This window comes from Rubrivirga marina, assembly GCF_002283365.1.
GTDB classification, from domain to species: Bacteria; Bacteroidota; Rhodothermia; order Rhodothermales; family Rubricoccaceae; genus Rubrivirga; species Rubrivirga marina.
In genome coordinates this window covers 2,051,980-2,068,707 of sequence record NZ_MQWD01000001.1, presented here as the reverse complement: position 1 = coordinate 2,068,707, position 16,728 = coordinate 2,051,980, and the positions used below count along the sequence as shown (strand labels likewise).

Sequence of the window (16,728 nt, the reverse complement as noted above, 5' to 3'; positions counted from 1 at the left end):
GCCGAGGCGGGCGGGGACAAACGAAAGGGGACCGAGCGTCACCGCCCGGTCCCCCCGGAGTCGTCGCTGCCCGTTGCGCTAGCCGCGCCCGTGGCAGTGCTTGAACTTCTTGCCCGAGCCGCACGGGCACGGGTCGTTCCGGCCCACCGACTTGTCGACGGTCACCGGCGTCGCCTTCGCCGTCGGGTCGCGGTCGGCGGAGGACGGGGCCCCGTCGCCGCCCATCTGGGTGGCGTAGTCCGGTGTGGCCTTCTCCTGCGTCGCCGTGGCGCGGTTGGCGTCGAGGCGCGGCTTCGTGACCTGCGTCACGCGGCGGGCCGCCTGGCGCTGGCTGTCGCCCTGGACGAGCGGGCCGGCCTTGAACACGAGCCCGACGACCTCCTCGTCGACCGTCTGCACGAGCTCCTTGAAGAGGCGGAACGCCTCCATCTTGTACTCGATGAGCGGGTCCTTCTGGCCGTAGGCCCGGAGCCCGACGCCCTGCTTGACCTCGTCGAGGTCGCGGAGGTGCTCGGTCCACTTCTCGTCGATGACCGAGAGGACGGCCGCGCGCTCGAGCGCGTCGTTGATCTCCTGGCCCTTCGACTCGAGGACGGCGTCCGGGGTGACCGTCGCGCGGAGGACCTTCCGGCCATCGGTGAAGTCGACGAACAGCTTCTTGGGCCGCTTGTCCTCCTCCGCGTTCTCCATCATCTGCTTCGCCGACGTGTAGAACGGGCCGGCGAGGGCCGTCCGCTTGCGGCGGTAGTGGGCCGTAGCCTCGTCGAGGAGGTACTCCACGACGCCGTCCTCGCCGAGCGAGTGGGCCTTGGCCGGGTCCAGCTCGGGATCGAAGGCGAGGTGGCGGATCATCGACTCGCGGATCTCCTCGATGTCACCGTTGCCGAAGTGCTCGCTGACGACCCGCTCGACGAGCTCGCGGAGCATGTCGAGGATGTCGCCGCGGAGCCGGTCGCCCTCGAGGGCATGCATCCGGCGGTCGTAGATCACCTCGCGCTGGGCGTTGAGCACGTCGTCGTACTCGAGCTGGCGCTTCCGCGAGGCGAAGTGGTTCTGCTCGACCTTCGTCTGGCTCCGCTCGACGCCCTTCGTGAGCCACTTGTGGGTGAGGACCTCGTCCTCCTCCATCCCGAGGCGGTCCATGATCTTGGCCGTCCGGTCGTGGCCGAACAGCCGCATCAGGTCGTCCTCGAGGGACACGTAGAACTGGCTGAAGCCGGGGTCGCCCTGGCGGCCGGCGCGGCCGCGGAGCTGGAGGTCGATCCGGCGGCTGTCGTGGCGCTCCGTGCCCAGGATGGCGAGCCCGCCGAGTTCCTTGACGCCCTCGCCCAGCTTGATGTCCGTGCCGCGTCCGGCCATGTTCGTGGCGATGGTCACCGCGCCGACCTGGCCCGCCTCGGCGACGATCTGGGCCTCGGCCTGCGCGCGGCTCGCCTTCGCGTTGAGCACGTTGTGCGGGATCCCGGCCCGCTGGAGGAGCCGGCTCATCTGCTCCGACGTCTCGACCGAGGCGGTGCCGACCAGGATCGGCTGGCCCGTCTCGTGGATCTCCTCGATCCGGTCGAGGAGCGCCTTGTACTTGGCCCGCTTCGTCTTGTAGATGAGGTCGTCGTCGTCGTCGCGCGCGATCGGCCGGTTCGTCGGGACGACCACGACGGGGAGCGAGTAGATCTTGCCAAACTCCTCGGCCTCCGTCTCGGCCGTGCCCGTCATGCCCGCCAGCTTGGCGTACATCCGGAAGTAGTTCTGGATCGTGATCGTGGCGTAGGTCTGCGTCGCCGCCTGGACCTTCACCTTCTCCTTGGCCTCGATGGCCTGGTGGAGCCCGTCGGAGTACCGCCGGCCCGGGAGGACGCGGCCGGTGTGCTCGTCGACGATCATCACCTTGTCGTCCTGGACGATGTACTCCTTGTCCTTCTCGTAGAGCGTGTACCCGCGGAGGAGCTGGTTGACGGCGTGGATGCGCTCGCTCTTCTCGGCGTAGCTCGTGTAGAGCTCGCGCTTCGACTCCTCGGCCGCGTTGCGGAGCTCGCGGAGGTCGTTCTGGAGCTTGTTCTCGCGCTTCTCGGCGTCGAGGCTCGTGTCGGCCTGAAGCGACTCGATGAGGGCCGCCTTCTTCTCCTCGTAGGTCCGCTCGATCGTGGCGATCTCGGAGCCCACGTCGGGGATGACGAAGAACTCGGCGTCCGTCCCGGCCGAGCGCCCGATGGCCTCGCGGCCCTTGTCGGTCATCTCGATCTGGTGCTGGGCCTCGTCGAGCGCGAAGTACATCGGCTCGTCGACCTCCGGCATCCGCTTGGCGCTCTCGGCGAGGTAGACCGCCTCGACGCTCCGGATGAGCATCTCGACGCCCGTCTCGCCCTTCAGCTTGATGAGCTTCTTGTTGCGCGGGAAGCCGCGCTGGGCGCGGAGCAGCGCCAGTCCGGCCTCGTCACGGAGAGTCCGGGCGGTCTTCTTGTCGCCGGCCTCCTCGGCCGCGTCGGCCTCCTTTAGCTTCCGCTCGGCGTCGGAGACGTAGCCGGCCACGATCCGCTGCTGGTCGCGGACGAGCTTCTCGACGGCCGGGTTGAACTCCTTGAACTCGTCGATGCTCGCCTGGGGCACGGGGCCCGAGATGATCAGCGGCGTGCGCGCCTCGTCGATCAGCACCGAGTCGACCTCGTCGACGATGGCGTAGTGGTGCTTCCGCTGGACGAGCTGCTCGGCGTCGACGACGAACGAGTTGTCGCGGAGGTAGTCGAACCCGAACTCGTTGTTCGTGCCGTAGGTGATGTCGGCGCGGTAGGCCCCGCGGCGGCCCGGGCTGTGCGACGGGTGCTTGTCGATGCAGTCGACGGTGAGCCCGTGGAACTCGAAGATCGGCGCCATCCACTCCGCGTCGCGCTGGGCGAGGTACGGGTTGACGGTCACGACGTGGACGCCGCGGCCGACGAGCGCGTTGAGGTAGATCGGGGCGACGGACGTCAGCGTTTTGCCCTCGCCCGTCTTCATCTCGGCCACCTGCCCGCGGTGGAGCACGACGCCGCCGAGCAGCTGGACGTCGAACGGGACCATCTGCCACTCGACCTCGGACCCGCCGGCCTCCCAGCTTTTGCCCAGGTGCCGCCGGCACGTCTCCTTGATGACGCCGAACGCCTCGGGGAGGACGTCGTCGAGCACGTCCTCGACGGCGTCGATCCAGTCGCCCTCGAGGTCGTCGAGGCGGGCGTAGAGGTCCTGCCGCTCGCGGACCGTGAGGGTGTCTCCGGTCGTGGGGTCGGCGTCGGCGTCGTCCCCACCGGCGGCGAGGAGCCGGGCGCGGACGTCGGCCTGCTCGGCCTCGATGGGCGCGGCGGCCTCGCGGATCCTCTGGCGGAACGCCTCGGTCCGGGCCTTGAGCTCGTCGTCGGTGACGTGCTGGAGCCGCTCGGCGTGGTCGTTGATCTCGTCGACGAGGGGCCAGAGCTTCTTGAGTTCGCGCTCGTTCGAGTCGCCGCCGAAGATCTTCTGGAGAGCCTTGAGCATAGGGGGAGGTATCGAGCAAAAAGGGGCGCAGGGCCTCGGGCAAGGTACGTGCCGGCCCTGGCCGAACCCGTGAGAGACGGGCCGCACGGCGGCCCCGTTTCGCCCCGAACGCCGTATCCGCGCGTTCTTGGCCAGGTCGACCTCGAGCCCCACCGACGCCGGCCGGGTCACGGGTGAAGAAACGCCCGAGGCGGGCGCCCTCGTCCCCCTTCGCCCGCGATTCGCACGGGAGGGCGGTGCGGCGTGACCTACGGTCGGCCCGGGGCCGGCGTACCTTCGGGCCGCACCCCCGAGACGCCGAGCGCCCCTTCGAGACGGTCCAGATTCGCCCGCACGACGCCCCCCGGGCTCTCCCCGCCATGCGCGCCCCCCGTCTCCTCGCCGCCGGCCTCGTGGCCGGCCTCCTCGCTGCCGTGCCCGCCCTCGGGCAGGCCCGCACCCAGACGGCGTACGACCTCGTCCGCCTCGACGTGTCCGCGCGGCAGGCCGCGCTGGCAGGCCCCGCGGCCCGGCTCGACGCCGACCCGACCGTGGCCTTCGCCAACCCGGCCTTCCTCTCGTCCGAGGCCGACGGGACCGTGGCCCTCGGGTACACGAACCTCCTCGCCGACATCAACGCGGGGACGGCCGTCTATGCCCGCGACATGCCGTGGTTCGGCGGGTTCAGCCTCGCCGGCGGCGTCCGCTACCTCTCGTACGGCGAGTTCGAGCGGCGGACGAGCGCCGAGGGCGAACCCACCGGCACGTTCGGGGCGGGCGAGGCAGCCGTGACGCTGGCGACCTCCCGGGAGGTGCTGCCGCAGTTCCGCGTCGGACTGGCCGCCCATGGCCTCGTCGCCTCGATCGACGACGACCAGTCGGCCGCCCTCGTGGCCGACCTCGGGGTGAGCTACCACGTGCCGGAGGAGGGCTGGGTGCTCGGCGCGAGCGTCCACCACGTCGGCGCGCGGATCGCCGACCTCGGCACCGACCGCGACCGGCTGCCGCTCGACGTCCGGATCACGGCCTCGAAGCGGCTCCGCTACGTCCCGCTCACGCTGTCGGTCGCCGGCATGGACCTCCAGCGCTTCGAAGGACAGTCGGCCGACTCGTCGCTGGCGGTCCGGACGCTCGACCACCTCGCCCTCGGCGGCGAGCTCCAACTCGGGTCGTCGTTCGCGGTCCGCGCCGGGTACAACGGGCGGCGCGGGGCCGACCTCCGCTCGGGCGGGCGGCTCGACCTCGCAGGCGTGAGCGTCGGCGCCGGCATCGAGCTCCGGCGCGTCTCCGTCGACTACGCCTTCTCCAACTGGGGAGACTTCGGCGGGCTCCACCAGTTCGGCGTCCGGACTCGGCTCTAACCTCTGCGCGGTGCCGGCCGTCCCGCTCGGGGGATCCGTCGGGTCGGTCGAAGGTGAAAACAAACCACCTATGCGTAAACGGGCGGTACATCCCCGGTTTTTCCGATCTTACCCTCCCGTCATTCCCGCGTCCCTGAACCCACCATGTCGACCTCGCGGATCTTCTCGCTTCCCGCCCTCCTCCTCGTCGCAGCCCTCGGCCTCGCCGCCTGCGATTCCGCCGACTCGGCCCTCTACCCGGCCGACGCCCAGTCGGGCGAGGTCGCCCTCGCGCTCGGCGCCTCGGGCTCGCTCGACGGCCTCGCGCTCTCCTTCGACGAGGTCGTCGAAGACAGCCGCTGCCCCAGTGACGTCGACTGCGTCTGGGAGGGGCGCGCCCTCGTCGGGCTGACGATCGCCGGCGAGCCCGTCGAGCTCGCCGTCGTCGACCCCGAGCGGGTCCCCGAGGCCGGGGTCCGAGCGGGCGACTCCATCGTCTTCGCCACGCGGCTGACGGCCGGGCCGGTCGTCACGGTCGTCTCGTTCCCGGTGGGCTGACCGGGCACGTTCGGGAGGAGTGGGGCGTTCTCTGCGCCCCCTCTCCCCCGTCCCGATGCCCCTCCCGTCGCGCGCTCGTCTCCGCGCTGCCCTTCTCGCCGTCGCCGTCCTGCCCCTGACTGCCGCCGGCTGCGCGACGGCACAGGCGCCCTCCGACGACGCGCCCTCCGAGCCCCCCCAGGGCGGTCGTGTGGCTTCGATCGACGCGGGCGAGCCGTTCCGGCTCGAGCTCGGCGCGACGCATCGCGAGGACGACCACACGGTGACGTTCGTGGAGGTCGTGGAGGACAGCCGGTGCCCAGAGGGCGTGGAGTGCGTCTGGGCGGGCCGGGCGCAGATCCGCGTCGAGGTCGACGGCGAGCCGTTCGTGCTCACGGTCCCCCACGGCCCGATGCGCGACGACGAGTCGCAGATGATCGAGTGGGGCAAGATCCAGGTCGTCGTGACCGGTCTCGAGCCGTACCCCGGCAGCGAGAGCGCCGAGGCGGGCGCCCCCGTCGAGGCCGTGCTGATCACGCGGCCGTCCAATGTCTAGCCGGCGCCTCTAACGAGTCGTCGTCGGGAACTCGGGCTCGCCGAGCTCGATGTCGAGGTCCACGACCCGAGCGGTGAGGTGGCGCTGCGCGGCCCGGAGCGCCTGGTTGTGGATCGACGGGCCGATCTCCTCGAGCACGAAGTCGAGGAGGAAGCCCGCCGCGAGGTCGCCCATGTCGAGGCCGAGCTCGTCGCCGGCGTAGTGTCGGAGGGCGGCGACGGCGTGCTCACGGGCGTCGTCTGGGAGCGTGACGGGCATGGGGCGCGGTGCGGTGCACCGGAAGGTCTGTCCGGCCCGGACCCGGCGCCAGTCGCCGGCTCGGCCCGCCTCGGCGCCGAGGCGGGCGGAGTCGGACCTACTCGTCGTCGCCCCTCGCCTTCAGGAGTCCCTGCTTCTTGAACGAGATCATCGTCGTCTCGAGCGTCCCGTGGCGCATCCTCCGGCGGACCTCCTCGACCGGCACGCCCGAGTTCAGCCAGATGAGCGCGGCCGTGTGCGTAAGGCTGTGCGGGCTGATCCCGCGCCGCTTGACCTTCGCCGCCCGGAGGTGCGTGTTGACACGCCCCCGCACCGACCGCGTGTTGAGCCGCGTCCCGGCGCTCCGGTGCCCGTGGCTGACGAAGAGCGGCGCCGTCGGCGCGGCGCCCTCGCGCTCCATGAGGTAGATCTCGAGCGGGTCGACGGCTTCGGGGTCGAGCGGGACGGCCTCGTCCTTCGACTGGCGGCCCTTGCCCTGGACGTGGAGGAACGTCCCCATGAGCGTCCGGTCCACGTCGCCGACGTCGGCGCGGACGAGCTCGACCTCGGACAGCCCGCCGTAGACCATCAGCGCGATGAGCGCCCTATCGCGCCGGCCGATCTCGGTCGTCTTGGGGACCGCCTCGAACAGCGACTCCACCTCGTCCTCGGTGAGCACGCCGCGGGTGTGCGACTGCGGCCGCCGGTTCCCCTTGACGCCCCGGGCCGGGTTGTCGTCCAGCTCGCCCCGCGCCACGAGGTAGTCGCAGAGCCGCCGGAGCGCCGTGAGGTAGGTGCTCACCGAGACCTGGCTCAGCTCGCGCTCCTCCATGAGGTAGGCCTTGTAGGCCTCGACGTCGGTCTCGACGAACTTGAACCGGCTCGACGGGCGAGCCGCGCGCGTGGCGTGGTACCGCTCGAACTCGTTGAGCGTGCGGCGATACGTCCCGCGCGTCTCGGGGCTCTTGTCCTTGAGGTACTCGGTGACGAACCCATCGAGACGGCTTTCGAGCTGGGCGACGGAGAGACGGAGCGGCGTGTCGGCCATTCGCTGATTTGCATAACGGATATTCCAAGCTAGGCGAGCGGCCGGGGTCGCACAAGAGAGGGGATTCCCCAAGCCTTTCGCCGGTCGGAACGCGGCCCCGAGGCGCCGGTCCGACGGCGATGCGCCGCCTCCTGCTCGCCGCCGCGCTCCTCGCCGGGTGCGGCCCCGACCTCTCCCCGCTCGCCCCGCCCCGCGCTCCGTCGGAGCGGTACGCCGACGCCCTCGCCGATGCCGGGCTCGACTCCACCCGCCTCGGCCGCGCCTGGACCGAGGCGGGCACGGCGGCTCTCGACGAGCCGGCCGACCTCGACCTCCCCTCATCGCCCGCCGTCACGATCGAGGCCGCCGACCCGTCCGCCCGTGGCTGGCGGATCGAGCTCCGGCGTGGCGAGGTCCTCGTCGCCGAGATCGCCCCCGACCTCGACGACTCGGCCCGCGTGTTCGTCGACCTGTTCGAGGCCGACTCGGCGCGGGCGCGGATCGAGGGGTGGGAGGTCGCGTTCGACACGCTCCGCGTCGAGCGGACGGCGGAGCGGGACGAGGCCGTCGTGCTCGTCGTCCGGCCCGAACTGCTGGCGGAGGGCGCCGTCGGCGTGACGATCCGCACCGACCCGTCGCTGGCGTTCCCCGTCGCGGGCGCCGACGAGGGCGCGATCCGAAGCCGCTGGGGCGAAGACCGCGACGGCGGCGCGCGGAGCCACGAGGGCATCGACATCTTCGCCGACCGCGGGACGCCGGTCGTGGCGGCCGCGGCCGGCCGCGTGGACCGGGTCCGGGAGACGCCCATCGGCGGGCGCGTCGTCTGGGTGCGCGCCGACGACGCGCCGGTCTCGCTCTACTACGCCCACCTCGACCGCCAGCTCGTCGAGGCCGGCGCCCGCGTGTCCGTGGGCGACACGCTCGGGGAAGTCGGCAACACGGGGAACGCAGCGACCACGCCGCCGCACCTCCACTTCGGCGTCTACGGCCGCGGCGGCGCCACCGACCCCGAGCCGTTCGTCGTCGGCCGGCGGGCGGCGCCGCGGACCGAGGCGGCGCCTTAGTCGAGCCAATCGGCGAGGTGGCGGACGAGCCACGCGCCGCAGGCCCGCTCGAACGAGACCGCGCCGGGCGGCGCGGCGCCGGGGTACCAGCCGTGCCCGAGGCCAGGTAGCACCTCGACGCTCGACGCCGCGAACGCCTCGGAGGCCCGGCGGACGTCGGCGGTCGGGGCCACGGGGTCCTCGGCGCCCGCGAGAATGTGGACGGGCCGGTCGGCGGAGACCGTCGAAGCGAACCGGATCGGATCGAGGCCGTCGAGGGCGCGACCGCCGCGGCCGACCGTGTGGAGCAGCCGCGCGAACTGGAGCATCCCGACGGCTGGCTCGCCGCCGTAGCGCCGGGCCGCCGCGTCCGCGACGCCGCCGAGGCGGAGGCCCGTGGCGACGAGCGCGGGCGGGAGGCCCGAGAACCGCGCGAAGCCATCCACGAGCCCGCGCGCCATCGCCCCGAGGTCGGGGTGCCCGATCGCCCCGAACAGCCGGTCGCCGACGCCGTCGCGGGCGAACGCGAGGCTCGACAGCAGACATCCGAAGCTGACGCCGAAGAGGGCGCGCCGTTCGGCCCCGAGCCCGTGCTCCGCCTCAGCGAAAGCGAGGACGGCCGGGAGGTCGGCCGCGACGCCGTCGAACATCGTCCGGGCGAAGGGCACGTCGAGCGCCACGCCGCGGCGGACGAGCGCGGCGAGGTCGGCGCCGGGGTGCCCGGAAGTCGGTCGGCGGACGCCGCCGAGCGGGGTGTCCACGAGGACGGCGCCGAAGCCGGCACGGGCGAGCGCCGTGGCCGCCGGCACGCTCCGGTCCATCCCCTTCGTGATGCCGTTCAGGAGCGTCACCGCAGGTGCTCCGCTGCGGCCGTCCACTGGCGGGACGACGATGGCCTCGAAGGTGGCGAACGCCTCGTCGAGGTCGTCGTGGCCGGTGTAGGGGTGGAGCCGACGGAGCCGGTAGCGAACGCCCGGCAACCCGGCGACGCGGACGCGGTGGGCGTCGAGGACCTCCAGGGCGGCCGAGGCGGGAGTCGCGAGGGCGGGCACGTCGTTACAGATGTGTTACGCCGTTCACGCCGATCGGCGAGTCCGGTTCGGGTCGCCTCGTGAAGTCGGGACGCCCCCGAGCGCTACGCCGCGGCTCGGACGGTGGGCACCGTGGCGACGACCTCCTCCACCTCGGGCATGCGCCGGACGGACCAGGCGGCGCCGGTCGTCCCGATCGCGAGGAGCGACTGGAACACGACGCCGCCCCACGCACCGAGCATCACGAGACCGACGAGCCCGACGACCGAGTAGAGCGCCAGCGCGATCTCCGCGCGTCCCGCTTCGTCCTCTCGTGCCCCGCCCTTCGGCGTTCGCGCGAACGGCGTCTTCCGACCGAACACCGCCTCCACGACCGCCCGCGCCGCCGGCACCACGAGCACGACGGGCGCCACGAGCGCCGTCGGGACCCGACTCAGCCGCCTCCGCCACGACGACGGGTGGACCGCCCGCAACGCCACGACGTGCGCGCCGACGAGCCCCGCCAGCGCGACGGGCCCGAGCACGGTCGCCACGGCGGCCCCGGCGCCTATCCACCCCAGCGCCGCCATCACCGGGTGGAGCAGCATGACGACGAGCAGCGCCGGCAGGCTCAGCGACAGCGCGAGGTGCCCGGTGAGCGACAGCTTGCTGCGGACCGGGAGGCCCGAGCGCCAGAGCGTCCCGAGGCGAAGGAGGGCGACCTCGGCGAGGCCCTTGGCCCACCGCGCCTGCTGCCGCCGCCACGACCCAACCGTCGCCGGGAGGTCGGCCGGGACGGCGATGTCTTCAGCCAACCGGGCGCGCCAGCCGGCGGCCTGCGCTCGGAGTGCGAGGTCGGCGTCCTCGGCGAGCGTGTCGGCCCGCCAGCCGCCGGCGGCGTCGATGGCCGCGCGGCGCCAGACGCCGCCGGAGCCGTTGAACGGGAGCGCGAGCCCGGCCCGGTCGCGCGCCGTCTGCTCGACGGCGAAGTGGAGGTCGAGGACCGCCGCCTGCGCGCGCCCGAGGAGCGTCCGGTCGGCGCCCGGGTGGGCCCAGCGGGCCTGGACGAAGGCGAGGCCGGGGTCGGCGCGGAGGGCGGCGACGAGGCATCGGAGCGCGTCGGGCGGCGGGCGGAAGTCGACGTCGAAGATGGCGACGAGCGGGGCGTCAGCGAGGGCGAGCCCGTGGGCGAGAGCGCCAGCCTTGTAGCCCTCGCGCGCGTCGCGCGGGAGGTGGCGGACGCCCGGCCGGCGCTCGGCGCAGAGCGCGGCATTCGCGCGGCGGGCCGCGGGCGGCGAGTCGTCGAGGAGTTGGACTTCCACGCGGCCGGGGTAGTCGGCCGCGAGCGCGGCGTCGAGCGCGCGGGCCACGAGCGCCGGCGGCTCGTCGTAGACGGGAATCTGGACGACGACGGCCGGCCATGGCGCGGCGTCGTCGGACGGGAGCATCCGCCTCGGGCGCGCGGTGCGGAGGGCGGCGAGGAGGAGCGCGTGGAGGCCGAGGCCCGCGAGGAGGAGTCCTGCCGCCCCGTAGAGGACGCCCGCGAGGCCCATCAGTACGTCGAGCATGGCCGTCACCAGTCCGAGGTCGCGGCCGTGAAGGCGTCGCGCGCGATCTGGTCCAGCGCCGTCGCCGACGCGTCGGCCTCGCCCTGGAGCCCCTCGGCCGGAGCGAAGTCGGCCGTGGCCGTGAACGTCCGCGACAGGAGCTCCTCGTTCTCGACCCGGTCCTCCACGACCACGCGCACACCGAGGCTGACCCGGTTGAGCCCGGCCACGTTCTGGTCCGTCACGGCGACCGGCGCGATGGCGTACCGCTCGATCGTCGCGCGGACGACGGCGTCGGCCTCCCCCTCGTCGGTCTCGAGCGTGAGCCGCGAGCGGTCGACGAACCGGTCGATGAGCGCGTCGGTGAGGAGCCGGTCGAGCCCCGGTGGCCCACCCTGCGACCGGTCCTCGGCGAGCGGCACGGCGACCGTCTCGAGCTGAGCCGGGATGGTCGCGCCGGAGAACGAGTAGACCCCGCACGAGGCGAGAGGGATGAGGGATGCGCCAACGAGGGATGCGACGACCACCGCCCGCATCCCCCATCCCGCGTCCCGGATCCCTCCCCTACTCATCCTTCAGCTTCCGGTAGAGCGTCCGCTCGGAGATCCCGAGGGCCTCGGCCGACTGGCGGCGGTTGCCGTCGAAGCGTCGGAGGGCCTCGGCGATGAGGGCGGACTCGGCCTCCTCCATCGTGGGCAACGGGAGGCCCTCGGCGAGGGCATCTTCCAACGACTCGGGCATGGACGACACGGAGGCCGAGCGGGGCACGTCCTCGATCTCGAAATGCGTGTCGGCTGCGTCGTAGGACGCCGCGGCGGGCGGCTCGTACGTCACCTCCTGCTCGACCTCGCCGAGGTCGGCGAAGGGCGAGAGGTCGGCAAAATCGGGCTGGGGGACGTGGACGAGCGCCTCGGTCGGGGCCTCGCGCCCGTCGCCCCCGCGGAGTTGGCCGACCTCGGCGCGGACGGCCCGGAGCTCGGCGCGGATCTCGAGGAGCACGCGGTACAGCACGTCGCGCTCGCTCACGGCGTCGCCTACTCCCGGTCGCGACGCCAGCGTCAGCCCGGCGCTGGCCGAAACGCCGCGCAGCAGCGGCCGGACGACGTCGACCGTGAGGGGGTTCTGGCGGACCATCACGGTCGCCTGCTCGGCCACGTTGCGGAGCTCGCGGACGTTGCCGGGCCAGTTGTAGCGCCGGAGGAGGTCGGCGGCCTCGGGCGCCAGCCGGAGGAACGGGGCCTCGTACTGCCGCGCGAACCGGGCCAGGAACGCCTCGAACAGGGGGACGATGTCCTCGCGCCGCTCCCGCAGCGACGGGACCTTCAGCACGACCGTGCTCAGGCGGTAGTAGAGGTCCTCGCGGAATCGGCCCGCGCCCACCTCCTCGCCCAGGTCCTTGTTCGTCGCCGCGATCACGCGGGCGTCGGACTGGAGCGTCGCCGTCCCGCCGACGCGGCTGAACTGGCCGGTCTCCAACACGCGGAGGAGCCGGACCTGCGCCTGGAGCGGCATCTCGCCGATCTCGTCGAGGAACAGCGTCCCGCCGTCGGCCTCCTCGAAATAACCCGTCCGCCGGTCCGTCGCGCCCGTGTAGGCGCCCTTCTCGGCCCCGAACAGCTCGCTCTCGATGAGCCCCTCCGGGATCGCCCCGCAGTTCACGACGACGAGCCGCTTGTGGCGCCGCTTCGACAGCCCGTGGATGGCCGTCGCGATGAGCTCCTTCCCGACGCCGCTCTCGCCCTCCAGCAGGACCGTGATGTCCGGCGGGGCCACCTGGCGGACGCGCTCCAGCACGCGCCGCAGCGCGGGGCTGTCGCCGAGGATGCCGAACCGTTCCTGGAGGGCCTGCCGATCCATGTGGGAGGTGAGCGGGGAGGGGACGAAAACTAGAGACGGCCCGGGCGGAGGACGCCTGAGCCCGGCTCCCCCTTACCCTCCGACGCCGCCCGACGATCCGTGCCGCCCGTCATTCTGTCACGGGCCCCGCGTCGCGCCCGAGGCGGAGGGACTCGGTCCCAACTGCCGCCGCCCGTAGCGGCGCCGTACCCTGTCGGGATGCGACGCCTCGCCCTCCTCCTCTGCCTCGCCGCGCTCGGAGCCCGCGCGCAGGCGCCCGAGACGGCGTTCACGCTCGACGACCGCGCGTTCGCGGCCGAGGGCATCGCGCTCCTGCCCGACTCGTCGTTCGCCGTCGGCTCCGTCCACCTGGGCACGATCGTGCGCGTGGACGGCGACGGGCGGGTGACGCCGTTCGCCGAGGCGCCGGGCCGGTGGAGCGTGCTCGGCATGACCGTCAGCCCCGACCGCCGGTCGCTGTGGGCGGCGACGGTCGCCTGGCCGCAGGCGCGCGGCGCCGACACGACGGCGCACGGACGAACGGCCCTCGTCCGGTTCGACCTCGCCACGGGCGCCGTCCAGGGTCGCATCGAGACCACCGGCGCGCTCGGCGACGTCACGGTGGGCCCCGACGGCGCGGTCTACGCGACCGACGGGCTGGCGGGGACCGTCCGCGTGCTGGATGGCGACAGCCTGCGGACGCTCGTGCCGCGGGGCGTCCTCCACTCCCCGCAGGGCCTCGCGTTCGGCCGTGACCCGAGTCGGCTGTTCGTGGTCGACTACCGCTACGGCCTCGTGGCGGTCGACGTCCGGACGGGCGGGGTCACGCTCGTCCCCCACGTGCCCGGCGTCGAGGACCGCGGCGCCGACGGCTTGGTCTACGCTGGCGGCACGCTCTACGCCGTCCAGAACGGCGTCCAGCCGCACCGCGTGGCCCGCTGGCGGCTCTCGCCCGACGAGGCGCGCGTGGTTGAGGCCGACGTCCTCGCGAGCGCCGAGGGCGACGACCGATTCGACGAGCCGACGCTGGCAGCCGTCGCCGGGCCGTGGCTGTACGTCGTCTCGGCCAGCGGCTGGGCCCATTTTTCAGACGACGGGACGCTCGACGTCGAGGCCGCTCCGGTCCCGACCGTCCTCCGCATCCCACGCTGAGGCCGTGCTCCTCGAAGTCGCCGCCTTCGACCCGGCCTCGGCGCTCGCCGCCGCCCGCGCCGGGGCCGGCCGGATCGAGCTTTGCCGCGCGGCCGAGGTCGGCGGGCTGACGCCGCCGCTCGACTGGGTCCGCGCCGTCACCGAGGCGGTCGACCTCCCGGTGATGGTCATGGTCCGCCCGCACGCCGACGGGTGGACGTTCTCGGCAGACGAGCACGCCGCGATGCGCGAGTCCGCCCGCCTCGGCGTCGAGGCGGGGGCGGCCGGCGTCGTGTGGGGCGCGCTCCGGGCCGACGGGACGATCGACGGGCCGGCGCTCCGGGCGCTCGTGGAGGCCGTCGCGCCCCACCCCGTCACGGTCCACCGCGCGTTCGACGCGGCGCGCGATCTGGGAGAGGCGCTCGATGCGATTCTCGACGCCGGCGCTGCCCGCGTGCTCACCGGCGGCGGCCCCGGCGCCGCGCGCACAAATGCCGACCGGCTGGCGGCGCTCGTCCGCCGGGCGGGAGACGGTCTGACCGTAATGCCCGGCGGCGGCGTCCGCGCTAGGCACGTGGCGGAGCTGGTCCGGCGGACCGGGGCTCGCGAGGTTCACAGCGGCGCCTCCGCCCCGGGCTCGTCCCGCGTCGATCCCGACGAGGTCCGCCGGCTCCGCGCCGCGCTCGACGCGCTGGGCTAGCCGGCCTCGGCGCCGAGGCCGGCGGGGCCGGACCCGAGGTTGGCGGAACCCAGACGCCGTCGGCTCGCTTCCCGTCGGCCGCCTGAGTTCTCGCTCCATGTCCGATACCTCCCGTACCGACCGCGCCCTCGCCAAACAGGTCGCCGCGCTCGGGATCCCGGAGATCCGCCGCCACATCCTGCTCTGCGCGGACCCAACCAAGCCCAAGTGCGCCGACCGAGAGGCCAGCCTGGCGTCGTGGACCTTCCTCAAGCGGCGCCTCAGGGAGCTCGGGCTCAGCGAGGCCGGCGGCGTGTACCGGACCAAGGCGAACTGCCTCCGCGTGTGCCTCGCGGGACCGATCGCGGTCGTCTACCCCGAGGGCGCGTGGTACCACTCCTGCACGCCCGACGTGCTGGAGCGGATCATCCAAGAGCACCTCATCGGGGGGCGCGTCGTGGAGGACCACCTGCTTGCTCGCCGCCCGCTGCCCGCGACCGGCGACGAGTAGCCCGCCGACCTACGCCGCCTCGGGACCGAGGCGGGCGGACTCAGCCTCCAGCGTCGTCGCCCGGACGAACGAGCCAAGGAGGGTCGCGCTCGTGCAGTCGTCGACGCGGACGACGGCGTAATCGCCTTTGTTGAGACCGGCCGGCCGGTCGAACACGACCATGTGGTTCGTGTCAGTCCGCCCGCGGAGCTGGTCGTCGCTCCGCTTCGAAGTCCCCTCCACGAGCACGACCTGCTCGGTCCCGACGCGCCGGCGGTTGCTGGCGAGCGAGTGCTCGGTCTGGAGCGTGATGATCTCCGTCAGCCTCGCCTTCTTGACGGCCTCCGGTACGTCGTCGGAGTACTTCCGTGCGGCGTAGGTGTCGGGCCGCTCGGAGTAGGCGAACATGAACGCGTGGTCGTACTGGACCTCGCGCATGAGCGAGAGCGTGTCGGCGTGCTCGGCGTCCGTCTCGCCGCAGAAACCCGCGATGAGGTCGGTCGAGAACGCGATGCCCGGCACGATGGACCGGGCGCGCTCGACCAGGTCGAGGTAGTGCTCGCGCGTGTAGGTCCGCCGCATCCGCTTGAGCACGTCCGAGTTGCCGTGCTGGACGGGCAGGTGGATAAAGTCGCAGACCGTCGGCCGCTCGCGGTGGACGTGGAGGAGCGCGTCGGAGCAGTCCTTCGGGTGGCTCGTCGAGTAGCGGATCCGGAGCTCCGGCGACAGGAGCGAGATCCGGTACAGCAACTCGGCGAAGTCGACGGCCGAGCCGTCCTGCTCCACGCGATACGAGTTGACGTTCTGGCCGAGGACCGTGACCTCCTTGTACCCGGCGTCGACGAGCTGGCCGACCTCCGACAGGATGCTCGTGACCGGCCGGCTCCGCTCGCGACCGCGCGTGAACGGCACGACGCAGAACGCGCACATGTTGTCGCACCCGCGCATGATCGAGACGAACGCGCTCACGCCGTTCGTGTCGTAGCGGACCGGCGCGAGGTCGGCGTACGTCTCCTCGCGCGAGAGCTGGACGTTGACCGCGGCCTGCCCCGTGTCGCGGCTCTCGGCGAGCAGCCGCGGGAGGTCGCGGTACGCGTCGGGCCCGACGACGAGGTCGACGAGCCGCTCCTGCTCCAAGAGCTTCGACCGGAGCCGCTCGGCCATGCACCCGAGCACGCCGATCTGGAGGCCCGGCTGCGACTTCTCCTTCCTAGCGCGGATGTGCGTGAGCCGCCCGCGCACGCGGTCCTCGGCCTTCTCGCGGATCGCGCACGTGTTGATGAGGACGACGTCGGCGTCCTCCTCGCGCTCCGCCAGCGCGTAGCCCTCGCCGCCGAGGATCGAGGCGACGAGCTCGGAGTCGGCCACGTTCATCTGGCAGCCGTACGTCTCGATAAAGACGCTCCGGCCGTTCGTGCCGGCGCGCGGCGCGACGACGCGGGGCTGGTCGGCCCCACGGGCGTCGGGGGCGGACGAGACGGGGGCGGGGGCGTCCGCCTCGGGGTCAAGGTCGAGGACGTCGAGGTCGGCGATGGGCTGCATCTCCTGGGCGTTTTCCGGACGGAGAAGCTACGCCCGCCGGGCCCCGGCCCCGGGCTAGGCTTCGGTGGAGATGCCTCCCAAACAAACCGCCGCCCCGCAGGCCTTACGGGGCCAGGCGGGGCGGCGGGGAATCGAGCGTGCGGAGAGGGCCCTGAGAAGAGAGGAGGGCTGGCTCTGGGGTGAAGGGCGGGGCGAGCCGATGGGCTCCGGCGCTCGACGTTCAGTTCTTCGGTCTAAAACAGGGCGACGCCGAGGAGAGCAGCGGAGACC

At 73.1% G+C, this 16,728-nt stretch carries 15 protein-coding genes; 7 read left to right on the top strand and 8 right to left on the bottom strand.

Translation table 11 applies throughout. The features are described from left to right. Positions 1-78 precede the first annotated feature (78 nt). Positions 79-3,504 carry a preprotein translocase subunit SecA gene (secA, locus tag BSZ37_RS08490; RefSeq protein ID WP_095510138.1) on the bottom strand — a complete coding sequence of 1,142 codons (3,426 nt, stop codon included), beginning with the start codon at positions 3,502-3,504 and terminating at the stop codon, positions 79-81. A gap of 359 nt (positions 3,505-3,863) precedes the next feature. On the opposite strand from secA, the gene porQ reads away from it, so the two are divergent. From porQ to BSZ37_RS08475, 3 genes are all read left to right on the top strand, one after another. Further along, positions 3,864-4,844 (top strand): type IX secretion system protein PorQ, encoded by a 981-nt coding sequence (gene porQ, locus BSZ37_RS08485; protein WP_095510137.1) that lies wholly within the window; start codon positions 3,864-3,866, stop codon positions 4,842-4,844. A 144-nt stretch (positions 4,845-4,988) separates the two neighbouring features. After that, positions 4,989-5,381, top strand: coding sequence for a hypothetical protein (locus BSZ37_RS08480; RefSeq protein WP_095510136.1), 393 nt, complete (start codon positions 4,989-4,991; stop codon positions 5,379-5,381). 55 nt (positions 5,382-5,436) lie between these two features. Beyond that, the gene (locus BSZ37_RS08475; RefSeq protein ID WP_095510135.1) at positions 5,437-5,916 is read left to right on the top strand and encodes a hypothetical protein; all 480 of its coding nucleotides are present in this window, start codon (positions 5,437-5,439) and stop codon (positions 5,914-5,916) included. 9 nt (positions 5,917-5,925) lie between these two features. Here BSZ37_RS08475 and BSZ37_RS08470 read toward each other — a convergent pair whose 3' ends face one another. Beyond that, positions 5,926-6,174 (bottom strand): DUF2164 domain-containing protein, encoded by a 249-nt coding sequence (locus BSZ37_RS08470; protein ID WP_095510134.1) that lies wholly within the window; start codon positions 6,172-6,174, stop codon positions 5,926-5,928. A gap of 97 nt (positions 6,175-6,271) precedes the next feature. After that, positions 6,272-7,201 (bottom strand): tyrosine-type recombinase/integrase, encoded by a 930-nt coding sequence (locus BSZ37_RS08465; protein ID WP_095510133.1) that lies wholly within the window; start codon positions 7,199-7,201, stop codon positions 6,272-6,274. Positions 7,202-7,320: 119 nt separating this feature from the next. Here BSZ37_RS08465 and BSZ37_RS08460 point away from each other — a divergent pair, with 119 nt between their 5' ends. After that, positions 7,321-8,244 (top strand): M23 family metallopeptidase, encoded by a 924-nt coding sequence (locus tag BSZ37_RS08460; protein WP_095510132.1) that lies wholly within the window; start codon positions 7,321-7,323, stop codon positions 8,242-8,244. Here the strand turns inward: BSZ37_RS08460 and BSZ37_RS08455 are convergent. From BSZ37_RS08455 to BSZ37_RS08440, 4 genes are all read right to left on the bottom strand, one after another. Beyond that, positions 8,241-9,275 (bottom strand): alpha/beta hydrolase family protein, encoded by a 1,035-nt coding sequence (locus BSZ37_RS08455; RefSeq protein WP_095510131.1) that lies wholly within the window; start codon positions 9,273-9,275, stop codon positions 8,241-8,243. The two genes, BSZ37_RS08460 and BSZ37_RS08455, sit on opposite strands and share 4 nt — an antisense overlap. Before the next feature lie 83 nt (positions 9,276-9,358). Further along, on the bottom strand, positions 9,359-10,801 hold the full coding sequence (locus tag BSZ37_RS08450) for a glycosyltransferase family 2 protein (RefSeq protein ID WP_143537601.1): 1,443 nt from the start codon (positions 10,799-10,801) through the stop codon (positions 9,359-9,361). 5 nt (positions 10,802-10,806) lie between these two features. Next, the gene (gene lptE, locus BSZ37_RS08445) at positions 10,807-11,307 is read right to left on the bottom strand and encodes an LPS assembly lipoprotein LptE (protein WP_179299534.1); all 501 of its coding nucleotides are present in this window, start codon (positions 11,305-11,307) and stop codon (positions 10,807-10,809) included. Between the two features lie 37 nt (positions 11,308-11,344). Beyond that, positions 11,345-12,637, bottom strand: a complete 1,293-nt coding sequence (locus tag BSZ37_RS08440; protein WP_095510128.1) for a sigma-54 interaction domain-containing protein — start codon at positions 12,635-12,637, stop codon at positions 11,345-11,347. Between the two features lie 198 nt (positions 12,638-12,835). Between BSZ37_RS08440 and BSZ37_RS21970 the strand changes: the two genes are divergently transcribed. The 3 genes from BSZ37_RS21970 (at position 12,836) to BSZ37_RS08430 (ending at position 14,937) form a co-directional block, all read left to right on the top strand. After that, entirely contained in the window at positions 12,836-13,768 is a 933-nt protein-coding gene (locus BSZ37_RS21970; RefSeq protein ID WP_179299533.1) for an SMP-30/gluconolactonase/LRE family protein, read from the top strand. 4 nt (positions 13,769-13,772) lie between these two features. Continuing rightward, positions 13,773-14,447 (top strand): copper homeostasis protein CutC, encoded by a 675-nt coding sequence (locus BSZ37_RS08435; RefSeq protein WP_179299532.1) that lies wholly within the window; start codon positions 13,773-13,775, stop codon positions 14,445-14,447. A 97-nt stretch (positions 14,448-14,544) separates the two neighbouring features. Further along, positions 14,545-14,937, top strand: coding sequence for a (2Fe-2S) ferredoxin domain-containing protein (locus BSZ37_RS08430; protein ID WP_095510127.1), 393 nt, complete (start codon positions 14,545-14,547; stop codon positions 14,935-14,937). Between the two features lie 9 nt (positions 14,938-14,946). On the opposite strand, the gene miaB is transcribed toward BSZ37_RS08430, so the two are convergent. After that, entirely contained in the window at positions 14,947-16,458 is a 1,512-nt protein-coding gene (miaB, locus tag BSZ37_RS08425) for a tRNA (N6-isopentenyl adenosine(37)-C2)-methylthiotransferase MiaB (RefSeq protein WP_095510126.1), read from the bottom strand. Between the last annotated feature and the right edge of the window lie 270 nt (positions 16,459-16,728).